We start from the raw sequence: 18,653 nt of genomic DNA, 5'->3' as shown, positions 1-18,653 counted from the left end.
TGCGGGGCATGAAGATTTTCCGCACCCTGCTGGCGGCCGCCGCGCTCGGCCTTGCTGCAACGCCTGTCCTTGCCGCTCTCACCACCGGCGATCAGGCACCCAAGTTCACCGCCCAAGGCGCTCTGGCCGGCAAGCCGATCCGCGTCGATCTCGCCACTTCGCTCAAGAAGGGGCCTGTGGTGCTGTACTTCTTCCCCGCGGCCTTCACCTCGGGTTGCAACCTCGAGGCACAGGCCTTCGCCGCGGCGATCGACGATTTCCGCGCCGCGGGGGCCACCGTCATCGGCATGACCGGAGGAAATACCAATCAGCTGCGCGATTTTTCGGCGAAGCATTGCGCCGGCCAGTTCCCTGTCGCCTCGGCCTCGAAGGAGCTGATCGCGCAATACGACGTCTCGCTGGGCCTCACGGACGACAAGGCAGGATGGAGCAACCGCACCACCTACGTCATCGACACCGACGGGACGGTGGCCTTCGTCTATTCGGACCTCAAGCCGAACGACCATATCGCCCGCAGTCTCGCCGCGGTGCGCTCGCTCGCGCGCAAGTAGGCAAGCCAACCCATCTTTCCCGCGCCGCGCGTCTGCGCTAGGCGGCGCGCCCGCTTACCTTTTTCCAGGAGAGTTCCATGCGTGCCGAAGGGCAGGCCCAAATCGACCGCATCGAAGCCGCATTGGCGCTGGTCCGGCAATCGCTCGACTGGGAGCGCGCCCTGCGCCGGCTCGACGAGCTCGACGCGCGCGTGCAGGACCCGACGCTGTGGGACGACCCCAAACAGGCGCAAGCGATCACGCAGGAGCAGAAACGGCTGGAGACCGCGATCAACACCGTGCGCGAGATCGAGAGCGAGATGGCCGACGCGATCGAATTCGTCGACATGGGCGAGGCCGAGGGCGATGCCGAGGTCGAACGCGAAGGGCTGGATACGCTCTCGCAGCTCGCCGAACGCGCCGATCGCGACAAGGTCCAGGCACTGCTTTCGGGCGAGGCCGACGGCAATGACACCTATCTCGAAATCCACGCCGGCGCGGGCGGTACCGAAAGCCAGGACTGGGCGGAAATGCTGCTTCGCATGTATGCCCGCTGGGCCGAACGCCGCGGCTTCAAGGTCGAGACGGTCGAATACCAGGCGGGCGACCAGGCCGGGATCAAGAGCGCCACGTTGTTGATCAAGGGCGAGAACGCCTATGGCTACGCCAAGACCGAAAGCGGCGTCCACCGCCTGGTGCGGATCAGCCCCTACGACAGCTCGGCGCGGCGCCACACCAGCTTCAGTTCGGTCTGGGTCTACCCGGTGATCGACGACGACATCGACATCGAGATCAACCCCGCCGACCTCAAGATCGACACCTACCGCGCTTCGGGCGCTGGGGGCCAGCACGTCAACACGACCGACTCGGCGGTGCGCATCACCCACCAGCCGACCGGGATCGTCGTCGCCAGCCAGAACGACCGCAGCCAACACAAGAACCGGGCCACCGCGATGAGCATGCTCAAGGCGCGCCTGTTCGAACGCGAGATGGCCGAGCGCGAGGCGGCGGCATCGGGCGAATATCAGGAAAAGAGCGACATCGGCTGGGGCCACCAGATCCGCTCCTATGTGCTCCAACCCTATCAGATGGTTAAGGATTTGCGCACCGGCGTGACCTCGCCTACACCCGACGACGTGCTCGACGGTGCGCTCGATCCGTTTATCTCGGCGGCGCTCGCCCAGCGCGTGACCGGGGAGACGGTCGAGGTGGAGGATACCGAATAGGATGAAAGCACAGTCTGTCATGGTCAGTCTCGCGGTACTGGCCGCGGCAGTTGCCACGCCCGCCCATGCCGATGTCGTGATCGGCCCGCGCGTGTCCTATTATTTCGACAATTCGAACCTGCGTACCTCGGGGCTCGACTCGGGTCTCGAGGAGGGCGAGGTGCTCGAGCCGGAGGATGCGGCGGTCCTGCGTGCCGCCTTCGGCCAAGAGCCGGCGTTCGCCACCCGTTCGGAATCCGAAGGTTTGCGGGCCGATCAGATCGGCTATCCGATGGTCGGCGCCATGGTCAATTTCGGCAATGATCGCGACCGGTTCACGCTGACCGCGATGTACGGGAGCGGGGAAGGCGATGTCGAACAGTCGGCGGCGTTCTCGCGGTCGCTGACGCTGGGGGATGTCCAGTTCGTCGATACCGTCAATTTCGCCGCGCGAGCGGTGAACAAGAGCCACCGGCTGGATCTCGAGATGACATGGCAGCGACGCGAGAGCGAGAGCGTCGCCTTCCTCGCGGGCGTACGGTACGAGCGGCTCGACAGCAGCTACGACGGATCGCTGCGGATCGTGCAGGGGAACTCCATTCCGACGCTGATCGCCCAGGCGGAAGCCATCGTCGGCGGCGATCCGATACCGCCCGGCTTTCCGGCCATTCCCGCGATCGAGGCAGGCGTCTTCCAGGAGGGCGTCATCCAGACCTACAGCGCCCGTGCCGGAGCCACCGCTTTCGTGCCGTTCAGCGAAACCGGCGTGGCCTTCTTCAACGGCATGCTGCAGGCGAGCTATCAGCCCGACTTCGACGTCTTGACCGTGATCGACGATCCCAGCGGCGCATTCAGCGGCACCGACGAAAGTCCCGAGGAAGGCGAATTCAGCATCGGTCCCGATTTCTCGGTGGGGGCGCAAATCATCCTGTCGCAGAACCTCGCGCTCGACCTGCGTTATCGTGCGGTGCTGTTCTTCCCGCTTTCGGGGGCCGCGAGCTTCAGCGATGCGCGGGTCAATCACGGCGTCAATCTGGGGCTGTCGCTGCGGCTGTGACCCTGTGGGGAGAGAGACGATGCTGGCTGTCCTGCGTATTTTCATGACCGCGGTTGCCGCGCTGGCGATGACCGCTCCGGCGCAGGCCGGGGTGAAGGCCCTGCTGTTCGCGAGCGACTACGTCGCTTCGCAGGACAAGCGACTGCAGCTCGACAATCCGGTCACCGATGCGCGGATGATCGCGGCGGCGTTGCGGCGCACGACGGTCGACGAGGTCGAACTGGTCGAGGAGCCCGATGCCGCCCGCTGGGAAGCGGCGTTCGAGAACTTCACCGCATCGCTCAGCGGTGACGACATCGCCCTGGTCTATTTCGCCGGGCACGGCTTCCAGATCGACGGCAGCAATTACCTGCTGGCGGCCGACGGGCGCTCGCTGGTCGGGCTCGACGCCATGCTGCGGCGGCTGACCGAGGCAGCGCACGGAGTGGTTTTCGTGGTCGATGCCTGTCGCAACAACCCGATGCTGGACGCCGACAGTTCGACGGCGCTGGAAATCGTCGAGGTCGAAGGAAACATGCGCGCGCTCGAGACGGTCACGCTCGACGACATCGTCTTTTCGAACAAGGGGCTGGCACAGGTCGGCAGCCTGCGTGGACTGTCGGCAGTGGTGTTCTTTTCGACCGAGCCGGGCAATGTCGCCGAGGATGGCGAGTCGGCGGGCAAGGGCAGCCCCTTCGCGATCGAGTTCGCGCGCGAGATCCGCCGCAGGCAGTCGCTCGATGAAACCTTCCGCAAGACCGCGGTCGCGGTAAACGAGCGCACGGGGGGACGCCAGTCGCCGTGGCGGCAGGGCGATCTTCCCTTCGATGTGTTCATCGGGGGGATGCGGGCATTGCCCATCCCCTGACTCGGCGGCATAGGCGCTGCATGACTCGGATTGCTGCCATCTGCCTGATCGCGCTCGCACTGGGCGCCTGCGACGCGCCTGCGGAGCAGGGCGACCGTTTTCCCGAGCCCGACCGGCCGGTTTCGGAGATCGGGTCGAACCAGTTCTCGACCGAGGATCAGCGCGACAGCCGGGGCGAGGCGCAGACGGTGATGGACCTGGCCCAGCTCGAACCGGGCATGACCGTGGCCGATATCGGCGCGGGCAACGGCTATTACACCGTCCGTCTGGCGGAGCGCGTGGGCGCCAAGGGGCGGGTGCTGGCGCAGGATATCGATCGCGATGCGCTCAGCCGGCTGGGTCGGCGGATCGAGCGCCAGCGGCTCGAAAACGTCTCGATCCGGCTCGGCGAGGTGGCCGATCCCCGGTTGCCGGCGAACAGTTTCGACCGCATCTTCATGGTCCACATGTACCATGAGATCGGGCAGCCCTACGAGTTCCTCTGGCGCATGTGGCCCTCACTGCGCCAGGGCGGCCAGGTGGTGGTGGTCGACATCGACCGGCCGACCGACCAGCACGGCATCGATCCGCTGCTGCTGAGCTGCGAATTCGAGGCGGTCGGCTACGAGCTGGTCGAATTCAAGGACGCGCCCCAATTGGCGGGGTACTATGCACAGTTCAAGGCAGCCGCTACGAGGCCCGCTCCCGGAGAGATAGAGCGCTGCCGCGGCGACCGTGCCGCGCTGCGCAACGGGGCCTCGCGCCCCGCGAAAAGAGAGAAAGCGTAAGCATATGAGTTTCAAGGGTCTCGAGCCGATCACCTATGGCGGCAAGGAAGTCTGGCCGCTGGTCGAAGGCGGCAAGGGCGTGTCCGCCACCAATCACATGAGCTCGGGTGCCTGGGCCGCCGCAGGCGGTATCGGCACGGTCAGCGCGGTCAATGCCGACAGCTACGATGTCGATGGCAATCCGATTCCCCAGGTCTATCCGCAGGCGACCCGCACCGAGCGCTTCGAGCAGCTCGTACGCTACGGCATCGAGGGTGGCACCGAGCAGGTCAAGCGCGCGCACGACATCGCCGGGGGCAAGGGCGCGATCAACATCAACGTACTGTGGGAAATGGGCGGTGCCCAGCAGGTCCTCGAAGGCATTCTGGAGAACTGCCCGGGCCTCGTCACCGGCGTCACCTGCGGCGCGGGCATGCCCTACAAGCTCGCCGAGATCGCGGCCAAGCACAATGTCCACTACCTGCCGATCGTCAGCTCGGCACGCGCCTTCCGCGCCCTGTGGAAGCGCAGCTATTCCAAGGTTCCGCACCTGTTGGCCGCGGTGGTCTACGAAGACCCCTGGCTCGCGGGCGGGCACAACGGCCTCTCCAACGCCGAGGATCCGACCAAGCCGGAAGATCCCTATCCGCGCGTCAAGGCGCTGCGCGATACCATGCGCGCCGAGGGCGTGTCCGAAGATACCGCCATCGTCATGGCCGGCGGCGTGTGGTTCCTGCGCGAGTGGGATGACTGGATCGACAATCCCGAACTGGGCAAGATCATGTTCCAGTTCGGCACGCGCCCGTTGCTGACGCATGAAAGCCCGATCCCGCAGGTGTGGAAGGACATGCTGCGCACGGTCGAGCCGGGCGACGTCCTGCTGCACAAGTTCAGCCCCACCGGCTTCTATTCCAGCGCGGTCAAGACACCCTTCCTCTATGACCTGATGCACCGCAGCGAGCGCCAGATCCCGATCTTCAAGCGCGACGAGGAAGAGGGCACGATTCCGCTCGCCGACCACGGCAAGGCCAAATATTTCTTCGTCCACCCCGGCGACCAGCGCAAGGCGCAGGCGTGGATGCACGAAGGCTTCACCGAGGCGCTCAAGACGCCCGATGACACGGTGGTCTTCACCACGCCCGAGAGTGCCGAGCAGATCCGTGCCGACCAGCAGGGCTGCATGGGCTGCCTGTCGCACTGCCAGTTCTCGAGCTGGAAGGATCACGACAACCACACCACCGGACGCCTGGCCGATCCGCGCAGCTTCTGCATCCAGAAGACGCTGCAGGACATCGCCCACGGCGGCGACCCGGACGAGAACCTCGCCTTCGCCGGCCACGCGGCCTACCGCTTCAAGCAGGACCCGTTCTATTCGAACAATTTCACCCCGACGGTGAAGGAACTGGTCGAGCGGATCCTGACGGGGGACTGATCGGGCCTTGGTCCTGGCGATTTCATTTGACCCGCCGTTGAATGACGAGTTCGACGACGACCGTTGCAAAGTCGTTGTCGACATCGGGACCTTTCGCGGCGAAACCCGCTATCGCAACGTATCTGCCACAGAGTTCGACAAGCTCGCCAAAGAGGTTGGGCAATTCCCTCTGCCTGGCAAGCTGGAATATGAATGGTTTGACGGCTTGTTGAAGCTGAGCATCGAACAGCGCGGCAGCCTAGGGCAGCTCAACCTGTCCCTCACTCTCGCCGAAGAGATCGATTTCAATAGTGTCGAGATCGAATCGACCATTACCTACTCTGAGTTGCAGCGCTTCTCTGAACAACTGAGGCTTTTGATCGCGCAAGATCAGGGTACGGCCTCGCTCTAAATCGAGGCGACACGCGCGCCTCCTTTTAGCCGAGGCCGGAAAGCACCTGATCCGGCGGCCGATGACCGTCGGCCCACATGCGGATGTTGGCGATGACCTTGAGGCCGCTCTCCTGGCGCCCTTCGCGCGTGGCGCTGCCGATATGGGGGAGGGTCATCACATTGCGATGGCGGATCAGGCGCGGATCGACATTGGGCTCGTCGGGATAGACGTCGAGCCCCGCACCCGCGAGCGTACCGTTTTCGAGCGCCGCGATCAGCGCCTCCTGGTCGACGAGGTCGCCGCGTGCGGTGTTGATGAGGCTCGCGCCGTCCTTCATCAGCGCGATCCGGCGCGCGTCGATCATGTGGTGCGTATCGGGCCCGGCGGGGCAGTGGAGCGTGAGGATGTCGGCCTCGGCCATGAGCGCGTCGAGGCTGTCGACCCAGCGCGCGTGGAACATGCGCTCGACCGCTTCGGGCAGGCGCTTGCGGTTGTGATAGGCGATTTCGAGCCCGAAGGCGCGCGCGCGGTGCGCCACGGCCTGGCCGATGCGGCCCATGCCGACGATGCCGAGCACCTTGCCGGCGAGCTTGGTGCCGAGCAGCGCGGTCGGGGTCCAGCCGCTCCACTTGCCGCTCCGAATGAGTTCGACGCCCTCGCGGATGCGGCGGGGCACTCCGATGATCCCGGCCATGGCGAGGTCGGCGGTGTCGTCGGTGAAGACCCCGGGCGTGTTGGTGACGAGAATGTGCCGCGCAGCTGCGGCCTCGAGATCGATATGCTCGGTCCCCGCGCCGAAATTGGCGATCAGGCCGAGATTGTCGCCGGCCTCGGCGATCATCGCGGAATCGATCCGGTCGGTGACGGTCGGGACCAGCACGTCGTATTCCTGCATCGCGGCGACGAGTTGCTCGCGCGTCAGCGGGACATCTTCGGTATTGAGACTTACCTCGAACAGTTGGCCCATACGCTCCTCGACGCCGGGCATCAGATGGCGCGTCACGAAGACGCGGGGCTTGCGATCGAGGCGTTTGGCGGGGCGGGAGTCGGTGCTGTCCATGTGCTGCCCAGCGCTAGGCCGCGCGGCGGGGAGCGGTCAAGGATTCGCACCCGGGCGATCCGCGAAGGGCGTTGACTGTCGGCGCGCATTGCCCGATTCAGCGCGCCATGTTCGCACGGCTTTTCATACCTTTCCTTCTGCTCGCCGGACTTGCGGCCCCTGCCGGGGCGCAGGACCGCGACCTCCCCTATTGGGCGACGATTCGCGCCAGCGTGCTCAACCTCCGCGTGGGGCCGAGCGCCGACTACATGATCGACTGGGTCTATCGTCGCCCCGGCCTGCCGGTGAAGGTGGTGCGGCTGATGGAAGGCTGGCGGCTGATCGAGGACCCCGACGGGGCGCGGGGCTGGGTGGTCGCCCGGCTGCTGAGCCCAGACCGCGGGGCGATCGTCATCGGCGAGGGGCTGGCGGCGATGCGGGCCGGTGCCAGCGCGGATGCCGCGCTCAAATGGAGGGTCGAGCCGGGCGTCGTCGGCGTGCTGGGCGACTGCGACGATGGCTGGTGCGAATTCGCGGTCGAAAATCGCCGCGGCTACGTGCTCGAATCGCGCCTTTGGGGTGTCGGCGAGCCCTGAGGCTCGGGGCCAACTAGCCCTCTGGTGCAGTCTCGGCGACGGGCTCGGGCTCGGTTTCCATCTTGCGAACCGAGGACTGGACCTTGCCATCCTCGCCGCGCATTTCGAAGGCGCCGTCCTCGCCCGGCGCACCGCCGGCGTAGCATTCTTCGGGATCGTCGCCTTCGGGGTCGAAGCACATCGTGCCTTCGTCGCCCGTGCGCCAGGTTCCGCCCCCGGTGCGCGTGCCGTCCGCCGTCGCTTCGACATAGGTGCCGTCGGCATTGATCGTCTGGATCGTGACGGTGCCGTCGGCCAGCTTCACTTCATAGGTGCCGGCAAGATCGCCGGTCGCGGTGCTCTCGAGCGTGGCGTCGGTTGGTACCACCGCCTCCGCGGGTTCGTCCTTGGAGCCGCAGGCGGCCAACGAAATGCCGGCCGCCGCGAGAAACAGCAATCGTTTCATCGCCAATCCCCCTTCGCTGTGGGTCGTGTCGTGACGCAGGGCGAGGGGAGTGGTCCGCGCCATCAGGCGAGCTCGACTGCCACCGCGGTGGCCTCGCCGCCGCCGATGCAGAGCGAGGCGACGCCGCGCGTCTTGCCCTGCCGCTTGAGCGCATTGAGCAGGGTGACGATGATACGCGTCCCGCTGGCGCCGATCGGATGACCGAGCGCGGTACCGCCGCCGTTGACGTTGATCTTGTCGTGCGGGATGCCGATGTCGCGCATGGCGAACATGGCGACGCAGGCGAAGGCCTCGTTGACTTCCCACAGGTCGACGTCCTCGGCCGACCAGCCCGCCTTTTCGAGCACCTTCTCGATCGCGCCGATGGGGGCGACGGTGAACTGCGACGGCTCCTGCGCATGCGCGGCCATGGCGACGATCTTCGCCACCGGCTCCTGGCCATTGGCCTTGGCCACGCTCTCGCGCGTCAGCACGACAGCTGCCGCGCCGTCGGAAATCGAGCTCGATGTCGCCGCGGTGATCGTGCCGTCCTTGGCGAAGGCCGGGCGCAGGGTCGGGATCTTGTCGGGCTTGCCCTTGCCGGGCTGTTCGTCGTGTTCGACCGTCTGTTCGCCCGCGCGGGTCGAGAAGGTCACCGGCACCACTTCGTCGGCGAAGGCGCCGCTCTCGATCGCGGCATTGGCGCGGCGCAGCGATTCGATCGAATAGGCGTCCATCTCCTCGCGGGTGAGCTGGTATTCGTTGGCGGTGTCCTGCGCGAAAGTGCCCATCGCGCGGCCTTCCTCATAGGCGTCTTCCAGCCCGTCGAGGAACATGTGGTCATAGGCGGTATCGTGGCCGAGCCGCGCGCCCGAGCGGTGCTTCTTGAGCAGGTAGGGCGCATTGGTCATGCTCTCCATCCCGCCCGCGACGACATAGTCGATGGTACCGCTGGCGAGCGCTTCGGCGCCCATGATCACCGTCTGCATGCCGCTTCCGCAGACCTTGTTGACCGTGGTCGCCTGGACCGACTTCGGCAGGCCGGCCTTGATCGAGGCCTGGCGGGCAGGGGCTTGGCCGAGTCCGGCAGGAAGGACGCAGCCCATGTAGGTGCGATCGAATTGGTCGGCCCCGACGCCCGAGCGCTCGACCGCCGCCTTGATTGCCGTCGCGCCGAGTTCGGTCGCGGAAACATCGGCGAGGGCACCCTGCATGCCGCCCATGGGGGTGCGGGCGTAGGACAGGATGACGACGGGATCGGACGCGCTGAACTGGGGCATGCTTGTGCTGTTCCTCTTGATCTGGAATATCGGTTGCCAAAGGCGACCTAAATGGTGGCCTGCAATCTAGTGCTGCGTTGCACCAATATCAAACGGAGAGAGCGATGGCGGATAATCGTAAGAGCGACATGGAAGCCGTTTTGCGCAAGCAGCGCGCCGCGCACCACCAGATGCGTCCCGAGCCGATGGCGCTGCGCAAGGACCGCATCCAGCGGGCGATGACGCTGCTCAAGAAGCACGGTGAGGACCTGTGCAAGGTGATGGCCGCCGACTTCGGCAATCGCTCGCCGCACCAGTCGATGATCACCGACATCGCCGGCACGGTCAATTTCGGCAAATATTGCCTCAAGAACATGGACAAGTGGGCGCGGGCGGAAAAACGCCACGTCCAGTTCCCGCTCGGCCTGCTGGGTGCCAAAGCCGAGGTGCGCTACGAACCCAAGGGCGTGATCGGCATCCTCAGCCCGTGGAACTTCCCGGTCAATCTCAGCTTCGGCCCGCTGATGCAGGTCTTCGCCGCGGGCAATCGCGCGATGATCAAGCCGAGCGAGTTCACCGAGAAGACCAGCCTGCTGACCAGGGAACTGGTGGAGGAATACTTCACCCCCGACGAATGCGCGGTGTTCACCGGCGGTCCCGAAGTGGCGCATGCCTTCAGCCAGCTGCCCTTCGATCACCTCGTCTTCACCGGCTCGACCGCCACCGGGCGCAAGGTGATGGAGGCTGCGGCGCAGAACCTCGTCCCGGTGACGCTCGAACTGGGCGGCAAGAGCCCCGTGTTCATGGGCGAGAGCGCCGATTTCGCCAAGGCGGGCGAACGCGTCGCGCTGGGCAAGATGATGAATGCGGGCCAGATCTGTCTCGCGCCCGACTATCTCTACGTGCCCGAGAGCAAGCAGGACGAGGCGATCCACGGCGTGTGGCAGGGGACGGCCAACATGTACCCGACGCTGCTCGAGAACGAGGACTATGCCAGCGTCGTCAGCGACCGGCACTTCGACCGGCTGCAGGATCTCGTCGCCGATGCGCGCGACAAGGGTGCCGAGGTGATCGAAGTCAATCCGGGCAACGAGGATTTCTCGAGCACCAACGCCCGCAAGATGCCGCTGACGATCCTCAAGAACGTGACCGAGGACATGAAGGCGATGCAGGAGGAGATCTTCGGCCCGGTGCTGCCGGTCAAGACCTACACCAGCATCGACGATGCGATCGACTATGTGAACGAGCACGACCGCCCGCTCGGCCTCTACTACTTCGGTCAGGACAGTGAGGAGCGCGAGAAGGTGCTGACCAGGACGATCAGCGGCGGGGTGACGGTCAACGACGTGATCTTCCACGTCTCGATGGAGGACCTGCCCTTCGGCGGGGTCGGGCCGAGCGGCATGGGCAGCTATCACGGGGTCGAGGGCTTCCGCGAATTCAGCCATGCGCGGAGCATCTACACCCAGCCCAAGATCGACGTCGCAAAGCTCGGCGGCTTCAAGCCCCCCTATGGCCCCGCGACCGAGAAAGCCGTGAAGACGATGATGAAATGAGGGCGCTGGGCGCAGCGCTGGCCATCGCGCTCGCCGGCTGCGCCAGCTACCCACACGCGCAGGAGGCGGCGCCCGCGCGTACTGCGCTCTGGCGCCCGGTAGATGCCGGGACCGGTGCGATCGCCGAGGTCGAGGCTCTCGAGGCGCTGGCCGCGGCCTATCCGGACAGCGGTTCGGTCCGCTTGCGCCTCCTCAACGCGCAGCTCGGGGCGGAGGATTACGACGCCTCGATCCCGACGCTCCGCTGGCTCGACGAGCGGGGCTATGTCTTCTCGGAGGCCGCGCGCCGCGAGCTGCCCGAGCTGGTCGGGGCCGAGCGTGCGGCCCAGGTCTCGGCTCTGATACGCGAGCCCGCCGAGCCGGTCGCCGCCAGTACGGTCTTTGCCACCGTCCCTTCGCAGGCCGGACTGGTCGAAAGTCTCGCGATCGATCCCGGCACCGGCTTGATGGCGGCAACATCGGTTTCGCGGCATAGCGTCTGGCTCGGCTCCGCTGACGGCGACTGGCGGGAGTTCGCGCCTCCCGGAGCGGGCAATCTCTCGGGTATATTCCTCGATCCTGGGCGCAAGACGCTGTGGGTGGCTGTGGGACATATCGACGGCGGACCGGAGGAGAGCGCGGGATTCGCCGGGCTGATCGCAATGTCGCCCGAAGGCGCGGAACAGCAGCGTATCGCGGCGCCCCCGGGCGCGAATCTTTCGGATATCCATCACGCCCCCGACGGCACCATCTTCGCCAGCGATCCGCGCGGTGGCGGTATCTACAGGCTCCGGCCCGGCAGCGATGCGCTCGAGACGCTCGTTTCTCCGGGCAGCTTCCGCTCGCCCCAAGGGCTCGCGACGAGTGCAGATGGCATGCGGCTCTACGTCAGCGACTACCGCTACGGGATCGTGGTTGTCCCACTCGACGGCCAGCCGATCGAGCGGCTGGCGACCGACCTTCCGATCCTGCTCGACGGGATCGACGGGCTCTGGCGCCACGGCAGCGAATTGATCGCGGTGCAGAACGGGACCAGCACGATGCGGATCGTGGCGCTGCGACTGTCCGAAGACGGGCGGCGGATCACCGGGCATCGGGTTCTCGAACAGGCCAATACGGACTGGACCGAACCGCTGTCTGGCTATCTTGGCCAGGATGCGCTCTACTACGTCGGCAATGGCCAGTGGGATCGCCTGGTGGAGGGGCGGCCGGACCCGTCCAGGCCCTTCGTCGAGACGCGGGTCCGCAAGCTCCCGCTCGATCGTTGATAGGCCTCGCCGGAAGCGCAACAGGAGATGAGGGAATTGCGCCATGCGCACCCTTGCACCAACTTCGCGACGGGCCTAGAGGCGGGCGCGAACCAAGCCCGACGCCTAGGAATCATTCGTGGTCGATCTCGAACAATACCTGCCCATCCTGATCTTCCTGTTCATCGCCGTCGGCCTGTCGGCCCTCTTCGTCTTCCTCCCCATGGGCGTTGCCCGGCTGACCGGCGCGCACAAGCCCGATGCGGAGAAGAACAGCGAGTATGAATGCGGTTTCCCTGCCTTCGAGGACCCGCGCAGCCAGTTCGATGTGCGCTTCTACCTGATCGCCATCCTGTTCATCATCTTCGACCTCGAAGCGGCCTTCCTGTTTCCCTGGGCGGTAAGCCTCGACCTGACCGGCTGGCCGGGCTGGATCACCATGATGGTGTTCCTCGGCGAACTCGCCGTCGGCCTCGCCTATGCGTGGAAGGTCGGCGCGCTGGAGTGGGAGTGATCGCATGACCCAGTCGACCATCATCACGCCGCCGAACGCGGTGCCCGCGGCGCAAGGCGGCGAAGTGCGCCAGCCCGACGCGGATTATTTCAACGCGCTCTCGACCGAGGTGAACGACAAGGGCTTCCTCGTCACCAGCACCGAGGACCTGTTCCAGTGGGCGCGTACCGGCAGCCTGTGGTGGATGACCTTCGGCCTCGCCTGCTGCGCGGTCGAGATGATCCACGTCAACATGCCGCGCTACGACATGGAGCGCTTCGGCGTCGCGCCGCGCGCCTCGCCGCGCCAGTCGGACGTGATGATCGTCGCCGGCACTCTGTGCAACAAAATGGCTCCGGCGCTGCGCAAGGTCTACGACCAGATGTCGGAGCCCAAATACGTCATTTCGATGGGTAGCTGCGCCAATGGCGGCGGCTACTATCACTACAGCTATTCGGTGGTGCGCGGCTGCGACCGGATCGTCCCGGTCGACATCTATGTCCCCGGTTGCCCGCCGACGGCCGAAGCGCTGCTCTATGGCGTGATGCAGCTGCAGCGCAAGATCCGCCGTTCGGGCACGATCGAGAGGTAAGGGCGTATCATGGCTACTCTCCATTCCGCGCCCCGCTTCACGCAGATCGACGGGCTCAAGGCCACCCTTTCGAGCGCGCTCGGCGAGCACCTGCTCGAGGCGCATGAAGAGCATGGCGAACTGCTGCTCACGGTGAAGCGCGACAGCGTCGAGGATGCGCTGCGCATCCTGCGCGACGACCACGCCTACCAGCAGCTAATGGAAATCGCCGGGGTCGACTATCCCTCGCGGTCCGAGCGCTTCGAAGTGGTCTACATGCTGCTCTCGCTGACCATCAACAGCCGCATCATCGTCAAGTGCTCGGCCTCCGAAGACACGCCGGTGCCGACGGTGACCACGCTGTGGCCCAATGCCGGCTGGCTCGAGCGCGAGGTGTTCGACCTCTACGGCGTCCTCTTCGCGGGCAATACCGACCTGCGCCGCATCCTCACCGACTACGGGTTCGAGGGGCATCCCTTCCGCAAGGACTTCCCGCTCACCGGTTATCAGGAACTGCGTTACTCCGAAGACGAGAAGCGCGTGGTCTACGAACCGGTCGAGCTCGCGCAGGACCTGCGCCAGTTCGACTTCATGAGCCCGTGGGAAGGCGCGGACTACGTCCTTCCGGGCGACGAAAAGGCGACCACGTCTCCGGTCGAGGAAGCCAAGACGACCGACAAGCCCTCCGATACCGGCGCCGGCAAGAAGGCCGACGACAAGGCTGCCGACGCGGTCAGCAAAGGTGCGCCCGCCGAGGAAGATGGCGGCAAGGACGCGCCCGCGCCGAAGCCGACCGAAGACCGCCCGACCCGCGCCAAGCGCCAGGGCAAGGCGAAGGATACGGCCAAGGCAACCGAGCCGAAGAAGGCTCCCGCCAAAAAGAAACCCGCTGCCAAGAAGGCTCCCGCCAAGCGCAAGCCTGCCGCCAGGAAGAAGGACGACAAGTGATGACCCGCCTGTTTCTTCCCCTTGCCGTGCTCGCGCTCGCCGCATGCTCGTCCGAGCCTGCCGAGCAGGACAGCGCGGATGATTTCGCCAACCGCATCGGCCAGAACGGCGAGGGCGCACAGCTCGATCCGTCGCAGCCCGATCCCAACGCGCCCAATACCGCGAACGCAGCGCCACCTGCCGGGGCCGATCTCACGCAGCTCGCCCAGCTGGGCGACATCGGCGGCGTGAACCTCGGCCCGCGCGACGGTGGCTGCACGCTGATGGTCGGAAACGAGGAAATGCTCATCGCCGCCGGAATGAAGGACAAGGCGCTGCCCGGCAAGGCGGTGGTCCGTGTTGGCGACAGCCTGACCATGGTCGACGCCGACGTCGGCGGGCTCGATGCGATCAAGCAGGGTACGACCTTCAACGGCGAAGGCTTCACCGTCACCGTCGCCCCCGAGGCCGGCGACCAGCAGAGCCGCCCGGCCAACGTCACCGTGCGCGACGCGGCGGGCAAGACCCAATCCTACAGCGGCAAGTGGATCTGCGCATGAGCCACGCCATGCATCTCGAAGAGTCGCCGACCACCGGCGACGAGGTCATCACCAACTACACGATCAACTTCGGGCCCCAGCACCCCGCGGCGCACGGCGTGCTGCGCATGGTGATGGAGCTCGACGGCGAGATCATCGAACGGATCGATCCGCATGTCGGCCTGCTCCACCGCGGCACCGAGAAGCTGATCGAGCACAAGACCTATCTCCAGGCGCTGCCCTATTTCGACCGGCTGGACTATTGCTCGCCGCTCTGCATGGAGCACAGCTACGTCCTCGCGATCGAGAAGCTGCTCAATGTCGAGGTGCCCGAGCGGGCGCAATATCTTCGCGTGCTGTTCGCCGAGCTGACGCGCATCTGCAACCACATGCTCAACATCGGCGCGCATGTCATGGACGTCGGCGCAATGACGCCCAACCTGTGGGTGTTCGAGCTGCGCGAAGATTGCATGAACTTCTTCGAGCGCGCGTCTGGCGCGCGCATGCACAGCGCCTGGTTCCGCCCCGGCGGCGTCCATCAGGACGTGCCCGAGAAGCTGCTGGTCGATATCGGCAACTGGGTCGACACGCGGCTGCCCCAATTGTTCGGCGATGCGATGAGCCTGGTGCTAGACAACCGCATCTTCAAGCAGCGCAATGTCGACATCGCCGTGGTGAGCAAGGACGATGCGGTCGCCTGGGGCTTCTCCGGCCCGATGATCCGTGCGGCGGGCATTCCCTGGGACCTGCGCAAGAGCCAGCCCTACGATGTCTACGACCGGATGGAGTTCGACATCCCCGTCGGCACTGCCTCGGACTGCTACGACCGCTTCATGGTCCGCGTGAAGGAAGTCTACGAGAGCGCCAGGATCATCAAGCAGTGCCTCGCGCAGATGCCGACCGGCCCGGTGTGCTCGGACGACCGCAAGGTCGCGCCGCCCAAGCGCGCCGAGATGAAGCAGTCAATGGAAGCGCTGATCCACCACTTCAAGCTCTACACCGAGGGCTTCCACGTGCCCGCGGGCGAGGTCTACGTCGCCACCGAAAGCCCCAAGGGCGAATTCGGCGTCTATCTCGTCAGCGACGGGTCGAACAAACCCTACCGCTGCAAGATCCGCCCGACCGCCTTCAGCCACCTTCAAGCAATGGATTTCATGAGCAAAGGCCACATGCTGCCCGATGCCACCGCCATCCTCGGCGCCATCGATGTCGTGTTCGGGGAGTGCGACCGCTAATGGCTGATCGTTCCCCCGCACCCGATACTCCCGAGCTGCGCGAGCGCTGGGGTGCTTTCGAATTCACCGAGAGCTACCGCGAGCGCGCGGACAAGGCGATTGCGCGTTATCCCGAGGGGCGCCAGCGCTCCGCGGTGATGCCGCTGCTCGACCTTGCCCAGCGCCAGGTCGGCGAAGAGACGAACACGCAGGGCTGGCTGCCGCTGCCGGTGATCGAATATGTCGCCGACTATCTCGACATGCCGGTCATCCGCGTGCTCGAGGTCGCCAGCTTCTACTTCATGTACAACATGGTGCCGGTGGGTAAGTACCACGTGCAGGTCTGTGGCACGACGCCCTGCATGCTACGCGGCTCCGACGGGCTGTTCGAGACCTGCAAGAAGCGCGGCATGAAGAAGGGCCATGTGTCCGAAGACGGGCTGTGGACGCTCACCGAAGTCGAATGCATGGGCAATTGCGCGACCGCGCCGATGGTCCAGATCAACGACGACAATTACGAGGATCTCACGCCGGAGAGCCTCGACGCCATTCTCGACGCACTGGCCAAGGGCGAGCAGCCCAAGACCGGCACGCAGATTCCCGGCAAGCGCACCAGCGAACCCGAAGGCGGCCCGACCACGCTGAAGGAAATGGTCGACGCCAACCACGATTACCGGAAGGAATGGTGATGAGCATTGCCACCATCCTCATCGCGCTGGTCGTCTGTTTCATCGCCTGGAAGGTGCTGACCGGCATCATCAAGTTCGGGCTGATCGCCGTGGTCATCCTCGGCGCACTTTATTTCCTCTCGCAGGGAGGGGCCTTATGATGCTCGCCGACAAGGATCGCATCTTCACCAATCTCTACGGCTTCCAGGACTGGGGGCTGAAGGCGGCGCAGCAGCGCGGCGACTGGGACGATACCAAGTCGCTGATCGCGCGCGGGCACGACAATATCATCGAGGAGATGAAGGCCTCGGGCCTGCGCGGTCGCGGCGGCGCAGGCTTCCCGACCGGCCTCAAATGGTCGTTCATGCCGAAGGAATCGAAGGACGGCCGTCCGAGCTTCCTCGTCATCAATGCCGACGAATCCGAACCCGGTTCGTGCAAGGACCGCGAGATCATCCGCCACGATCCGCACAAGCTGATCGAAGGCGCACTGGTCGCGGGCTACGCCATGCGGGCGAGGGCGGCCTATATCTACATCCGCGGCGAATACATCCGCGAGGCCGAGACGCTGCAGGCGGCGATCGACGAGGCCTATGACGCCGGGCTGATCGGCAAGAACGCATCGAAGTCGGGCTACGATTTCGACGTCTTCCTGCATCGCGGCGCGGGCGCCTATATCTGCGGCGAAGAAACCGCGATGATCGAGAGCCTCGAAGGCAAGAAGGGTCAGCCGCGCCTCAAGCCGCCGTTCCCGGCGGGCGCGGGCCTCTACGGTTGCCCGACCACGGTCAACAATGTGGAATCCATCGCCGTCGTCCCGACCATCCTGCGCCGCGGCGCAAGCTGGTTCGCCAGCTTCGGACGCGAGAACAACAAGGGCACCAAGCTCTTCCAGGTCAGCGGCCATGTGAACAAGCCCTGTGTGGTCGAGGAAGCGCTCAGCATCCCCTTCAGCGAGCTGATCGAGAAGCATTGCGGCGGCATCGTGGGCGGCAAGGACAATCTCCTCGCCGTGATCCCCGGCGGTTCCTCGGTCCCGCTGGTCCCGGCAGAGCAGATCTGGGACGCGCCGATGGATTTCGACGGGCTCAAGGACTTGGGTTCCGGCCTCGGCACGGCAGGTGTCATCGTGATGGACAAGTCGACCGACATCGTCCGCGCGATTTCCCGCCTCAGCTACTTCTACAAGCACGAGAGCTGCGGGCAGTGCACCCCCTGCCGCGAAGGCACGGGCTGGATGTGGCGCATGATGGAACGCCTGCGCACCGGCGATGCGGCGATCGAGGAAATCGACATGCTGCAGCAGGTCACCAAGCAGGTCGAGGGCCACACCATCTGCGCACTCGGTGACGCGGCTGCGTGGCCGATCCAGGGCCTCATCCGCCACTTCCGCCCCGAGCTCGAGCGCCGGATCACCGAACACAATGCGAAATTCGCAGAGGCAGCCGAATAATGCCTAAAGTCACCGTAGACGGACAGGAAATCGAGGTTCCGGACGGCGCGACCGTCCTTCAGGCGTGCGAGCTCGCAGGCAAGGAAATCCCGCGCTTCTGCTATCACGAGCGGCTGTCGATCGCCGGCAACTGCCGCATGTGCCTGGTCGAGGTGAAGCCCGGGCCGCCCAAGCCGCAGGCTTCGTGCGCGCTGCCCGCCACCGAAGGCCAGGAAATCCGCACCGACACGCCGATGGTCAAGACCGCGCGCGAAGGGGTGATGGAGTTCCTCCTCATCAACCATCCCCTCGACTGTCCGATCTGCGACCAGGGTGGCGAATGCGACCTGCAGGACCAGTCGGTCGCCTACGGCCGCGGGGGCTCGCGCTATCACGAGAACAAGCGCGCGGTGACCGAGAAGTACATGGGCCCGCTGATCAAGACGGTCATGACCCGCTGCATCCACTGCACCCGCTGCGTGCGCTTCTCCGAAGAGATCGCCGGCGTGGACGAAATCG

22 protein-coding genes are annotated in these 18,653 nt (G+C 65.5%); 19 read left to right on the top strand and 3 right to left on the bottom strand.

Going from position 1 to position 18,653, the window contains the following annotated elements:
- The first annotated feature begins 8 nt into the window (after nt 1–8).
- From ACN4E0_RS08210 to ACN4E0_RS08180, 7 genes are all read left to right on the top strand, one after another.
- Nucleotides 9–551 carry a peroxiredoxin gene (locus ACN4E0_RS08210; protein ID WP_419567045.1) on the top strand — a complete coding sequence of 181 codons (543 nt, stop codon included), beginning with the start codon at nt 9–11 and terminating at the stop codon, nt 549–551.
- Nucleotides 552–628: 77 nt separating this feature from the next.
- Complete coding sequence (prfB, locus tag ACN4E0_RS08205; protein ID WP_419567043.1) at nt 629–1,756, top strand: peptide chain release factor 2; 1,128 nt, start codon at nt 629–631, stop codon at nt 1,754–1,756.
- A gap of 1 nt (nt 1,757) precedes the next feature.
- Nucleotides 1,758–2,792 (top strand): hypothetical protein, encoded by a 1,035-nt coding sequence (locus tag ACN4E0_RS08200; protein ID WP_419567042.1) that lies wholly within the window; start codon nt 1,758–1,760, stop codon nt 2,790–2,792.
- 19 nt (nt 2,793–2,811) lie between these two features.
- The gene (locus tag ACN4E0_RS08195; protein WP_419567040.1) at nt 2,812–3,639 is read left to right on the top strand and encodes a caspase family protein; all 828 of its coding nucleotides are present in this window, start codon (nt 2,812–2,814) and stop codon (nt 3,637–3,639) included.
- 20 nt (nt 3,640–3,659) lie between these two features.
- Nucleotides 3,660–4,406, top strand: coding sequence for a class I SAM-dependent methyltransferase (locus ACN4E0_RS08190; protein ID WP_419567039.1), 747 nt, complete (start codon nt 3,660–3,662; stop codon nt 4,404–4,406).
- A gap of 4 nt (nt 4,407–4,410) precedes the next feature.
- Nucleotides 4,411–5,817, top strand: a complete 1,407-nt coding sequence (locus ACN4E0_RS08185) for an NAD(P)H-dependent flavin oxidoreductase (protein ID WP_419567037.1) — start codon at nt 4,411–4,413, stop codon at nt 5,815–5,817.
- A gap of 7 nt (nt 5,818–5,824) precedes the next feature.
- Entirely contained in the window at nt 5,825–6,208 is a 384-nt protein-coding gene (locus ACN4E0_RS08180; RefSeq protein ID WP_419567036.1) for a hypothetical protein, read from the top strand.
- A gap of 25 nt (nt 6,209–6,233) precedes the next feature.
- On the opposite strand, the gene ACN4E0_RS08175 is transcribed toward ACN4E0_RS08180, so the two are convergent.
- Nucleotides 6,234–7,250, bottom strand: a complete 1,017-nt coding sequence (locus ACN4E0_RS08175; protein WP_419567035.1) for a 2-hydroxyacid dehydrogenase — start codon at nt 7,248–7,250, stop codon at nt 6,234–6,236.
- Nucleotides 7,251–7,357: 107 nt separating this feature from the next.
- Here ACN4E0_RS08175 and ACN4E0_RS08170 point away from each other — a divergent pair, with 107 nt between their 5' ends.
- Nucleotides 7,358–7,825 (top strand): SH3 domain-containing protein, encoded by a 468-nt coding sequence (locus ACN4E0_RS08170; protein WP_419567033.1) that lies wholly within the window; start codon nt 7,358–7,360, stop codon nt 7,823–7,825.
- Nucleotides 7,826–7,838: 13 nt separating this feature from the next.
- On the opposite strand, the gene ACN4E0_RS08165 is transcribed toward ACN4E0_RS08170, so the two are convergent.
- Together ACN4E0_RS08165 and ACN4E0_RS08160 are read right to left on the bottom strand one after the other, a co-directional pair.
- A complete protein-coding gene (locus ACN4E0_RS08165) occupies nt 7,839–8,270 on the bottom strand; it encodes a hypothetical protein (protein ID WP_419567031.1) in 432 nt (143 codons plus the stop codon).
- A gap of 62 nt (nt 8,271–8,332) precedes the next feature.
- The gene (locus ACN4E0_RS08160) at nt 8,333–9,529 is read right to left on the bottom strand and encodes a thiolase family protein (protein ID WP_419567030.1); all 1,197 of its coding nucleotides are present in this window, start codon (nt 9,527–9,529) and stop codon (nt 8,333–8,335) included.
- Between the two features lie 104 nt (nt 9,530–9,633).
- Here ACN4E0_RS08160 and ACN4E0_RS08155 point away from each other — a divergent pair, with 104 nt between their 5' ends.
- The 11 genes from ACN4E0_RS08155 to ACN4E0_RS08105 form a co-directional block, all read left to right on the top strand.
- Nucleotides 9,634–11,064, top strand: coding sequence for a coniferyl aldehyde dehydrogenase (locus ACN4E0_RS08155; RefSeq protein WP_419567029.1), 1,431 nt, complete (start codon nt 9,634–9,636; stop codon nt 11,062–11,064).
- Nucleotides 11,061–12,311, top strand: a complete 1,251-nt coding sequence (locus tag ACN4E0_RS08150) for an SMP-30/gluconolactonase/LRE family protein (protein ID WP_419567028.1) — start codon at nt 11,061–11,063, stop codon at nt 12,309–12,311. The genes ACN4E0_RS08155 and ACN4E0_RS08150 overlap by 4 nt, the downstream gene beginning before the upstream one ends.
- A gap of 118 nt (nt 12,312–12,429) precedes the next feature.
- Complete coding sequence (gene ndhC / locus ACN4E0_RS08145) at nt 12,430–12,804, top strand: NADH-quinone oxidoreductase subunit A (RefSeq protein WP_221604010.1); 375 nt, start codon at nt 12,430–12,432, stop codon at nt 12,802–12,804.
- A 4-nt stretch (nt 12,805–12,808) separates the two neighbouring features.
- On the top strand, nt 12,809–13,375 hold the full coding sequence (locus tag ACN4E0_RS08140; protein WP_247715180.1) for a NuoB/complex I 20 kDa subunit family protein: 567 nt from the start codon (nt 12,809–12,811) through the stop codon (nt 13,373–13,375).
- A 9-nt stretch (nt 13,376–13,384) separates the two neighbouring features.
- Nucleotides 13,385–14,302, top strand: coding sequence for an NADH-quinone oxidoreductase subunit C (locus tag ACN4E0_RS08135; RefSeq protein WP_419567027.1), 918 nt, complete (start codon nt 13,385–13,387; stop codon nt 14,300–14,302).
- Nucleotides 14,302–14,841, top strand: a complete 540-nt coding sequence (locus ACN4E0_RS08130; RefSeq protein WP_419567025.1) for a hypothetical protein — start codon at nt 14,302–14,304, stop codon at nt 14,839–14,841. The genes ACN4E0_RS08135 and ACN4E0_RS08130 overlap by 1 nt, the downstream gene beginning before the upstream one ends.
- Nucleotides 14,838–16,055 carry an NADH-quinone oxidoreductase subunit D gene (locus ACN4E0_RS08125; protein WP_419567024.1) on the top strand — a complete coding sequence of 406 codons (1,218 nt, stop codon included), beginning with the start codon at nt 14,838–14,840 and terminating at the stop codon, nt 16,053–16,055. The genes ACN4E0_RS08130 and ACN4E0_RS08125 overlap by 4 nt, the downstream gene beginning before the upstream one ends.
- A complete protein-coding gene (locus tag ACN4E0_RS08120; protein ID WP_419567023.1) occupies nt 16,055–16,723 on the top strand; it encodes a complex I 24 kDa subunit family protein in 669 nt (222 codons plus the stop codon). Before ACN4E0_RS08125 ends, ACN4E0_RS08120 begins: the two co-directional genes overlap by 1 nt.
- A complete protein-coding gene (locus ACN4E0_RS08115) occupies nt 16,723–16,863 on the top strand; it encodes a hypothetical protein (RefSeq protein ID WP_419567022.1) in 141 nt (46 codons plus the stop codon). The genes ACN4E0_RS08120 and ACN4E0_RS08115 overlap by 1 nt, the downstream gene beginning before the upstream one ends.
- Nucleotides 16,860–18,155 carry an NADH-quinone oxidoreductase subunit NuoF gene (gene nuoF, locus ACN4E0_RS08110; protein ID WP_419567020.1) on the top strand — a complete coding sequence of 432 codons (1,296 nt, stop codon included), beginning with the start codon at nt 16,860–16,862 and terminating at the stop codon, nt 18,153–18,155. The genes ACN4E0_RS08115 and nuoF overlap by 4 nt, the downstream gene beginning before the upstream one ends.
- Nucleotides 18,155–18,653, top strand: a 499-nt coding sequence (locus tag ACN4E0_RS08105) for a 2Fe-2S iron-sulfur cluster-binding protein (protein ID WP_419567019.1), incomplete at its 3' end; no start/stop codon positions are given. The genes nuoF and ACN4E0_RS08105, both read left to right, overlap by 1 nt.

This window comes from Qipengyuania sp. (genome assembly GCF_048550555.1).
GTDB lineage: Bacteria > Pseudomonadota > Alphaproteobacteria > Sphingomonadales > Sphingomonadaceae > Qipengyuania.
The sequence above is the reverse complement of the archived record's forward strand: the minus strand, read 5'-3'. Positions and strand labels throughout refer to the sequence as shown.

Bases quoted from the DNA above. Each gene is read 5' to 3' on its own strand.
- ACN4E0_RS08210 (WP_419567045.1), top strand. From the start codon at position 9: ATGAAGATTTTCCGCACCCTGCTGGCGGCCGCCGCGCTCGGCCTTGCT.
- prfB (WP_419567043.1), top strand. From the start codon at position 629: ATGCGTGCCGAAGGGCAGGCCCAAATCGACCGCATCGAAGCCGCATTG.
- ACN4E0_RS08200 (WP_419567042.1), top strand. From the start codon at position 1,758: ATGAAAGCACAGTCTGTCATGGTCAGTCTCGCGGTACTGGCCGCGGCA.
- ACN4E0_RS08195 (WP_419567040.1), top strand. From the start codon at position 2,812: ATGCTGGCTGTCCTGCGTATTTTCATGACCGCGGTTGCCGCGCTGGCG.
- ACN4E0_RS08190 (WP_419567039.1), top strand. From the start codon at position 3,660: ATGACTCGGATTGCTGCCATCTGCCTGATCGCGCTCGCACTGGGCGCC.
- ACN4E0_RS08185 (WP_419567037.1), top strand. From the start codon at position 4,411: ATGAGTTTCAAGGGTCTCGAGCCGATCACCTATGGCGGCAAGGAAGTC.
- ACN4E0_RS08175 (WP_419567035.1), bottom strand. From the start codon at position 7,250: ATGGACAGCACCGACTCCCGCCCCGCCAAACGCCTCGATCGCAAGCCC.
- ACN4E0_RS08170 (WP_419567033.1), top strand. From the start codon at position 7,358: ATGTTCGCACGGCTTTTCATACCTTTCCTTCTGCTCGCCGGACTTGCG.
- ACN4E0_RS08165 (WP_419567031.1), bottom strand. From the start codon at position 8,270: ATGAAACGATTGCTGTTTCTCGCGGCGGCCGGCATTTCGTTGGCCGCC.
- ACN4E0_RS08160 (WP_419567030.1), bottom strand. From the start codon at position 9,529: ATGCCCCAGTTCAGCGCGTCCGATCCCGTCGTCATCCTGTCCTACGCC.
- ACN4E0_RS08155 (WP_419567029.1), top strand. From the start codon at position 9,634: ATGGCGGATAATCGTAAGAGCGACATGGAAGCCGTTTTGCGCAAGCAG.
- ACN4E0_RS08150 (WP_419567028.1), top strand. From the start codon at position 11,061: ATGAGGGCGCTGGGCGCAGCGCTGGCCATCGCGCTCGCCGGCTGCGCC.
- ACN4E0_RS08140 (WP_247715180.1), top strand. From the start codon at position 12,809: ATGACCCAGTCGACCATCATCACGCCGCCGAACGCGGTGCCCGCGGCG.
- ACN4E0_RS08135 (WP_419567027.1), top strand. From the start codon at position 13,385: ATGGCTACTCTCCATTCCGCGCCCCGCTTCACGCAGATCGACGGGCTC.
- ACN4E0_RS08130 (WP_419567025.1), top strand. From the start codon at position 14,302: ATGACCCGCCTGTTTCTTCCCCTTGCCGTGCTCGCGCTCGCCGCATGC.
- ACN4E0_RS08125 (WP_419567024.1), top strand. From the start codon at position 14,838: ATGAGCCACGCCATGCATCTCGAAGAGTCGCCGACCACCGGCGACGAG.
- ACN4E0_RS08120 (WP_419567023.1), top strand. From the start codon at position 16,055: ATGGCTGATCGTTCCCCCGCACCCGATACTCCCGAGCTGCGCGAGCGC.
- ACN4E0_RS08115 (WP_419567022.1), top strand. From the start codon at position 16,723: ATGAGCATTGCCACCATCCTCATCGCGCTGGTCGTCTGTTTCATCGCC.
- nuoF (WP_419567020.1), top strand. From the start codon at position 16,860: ATGATGCTCGCCGACAAGGATCGCATCTTCACCAATCTCTACGGCTTC.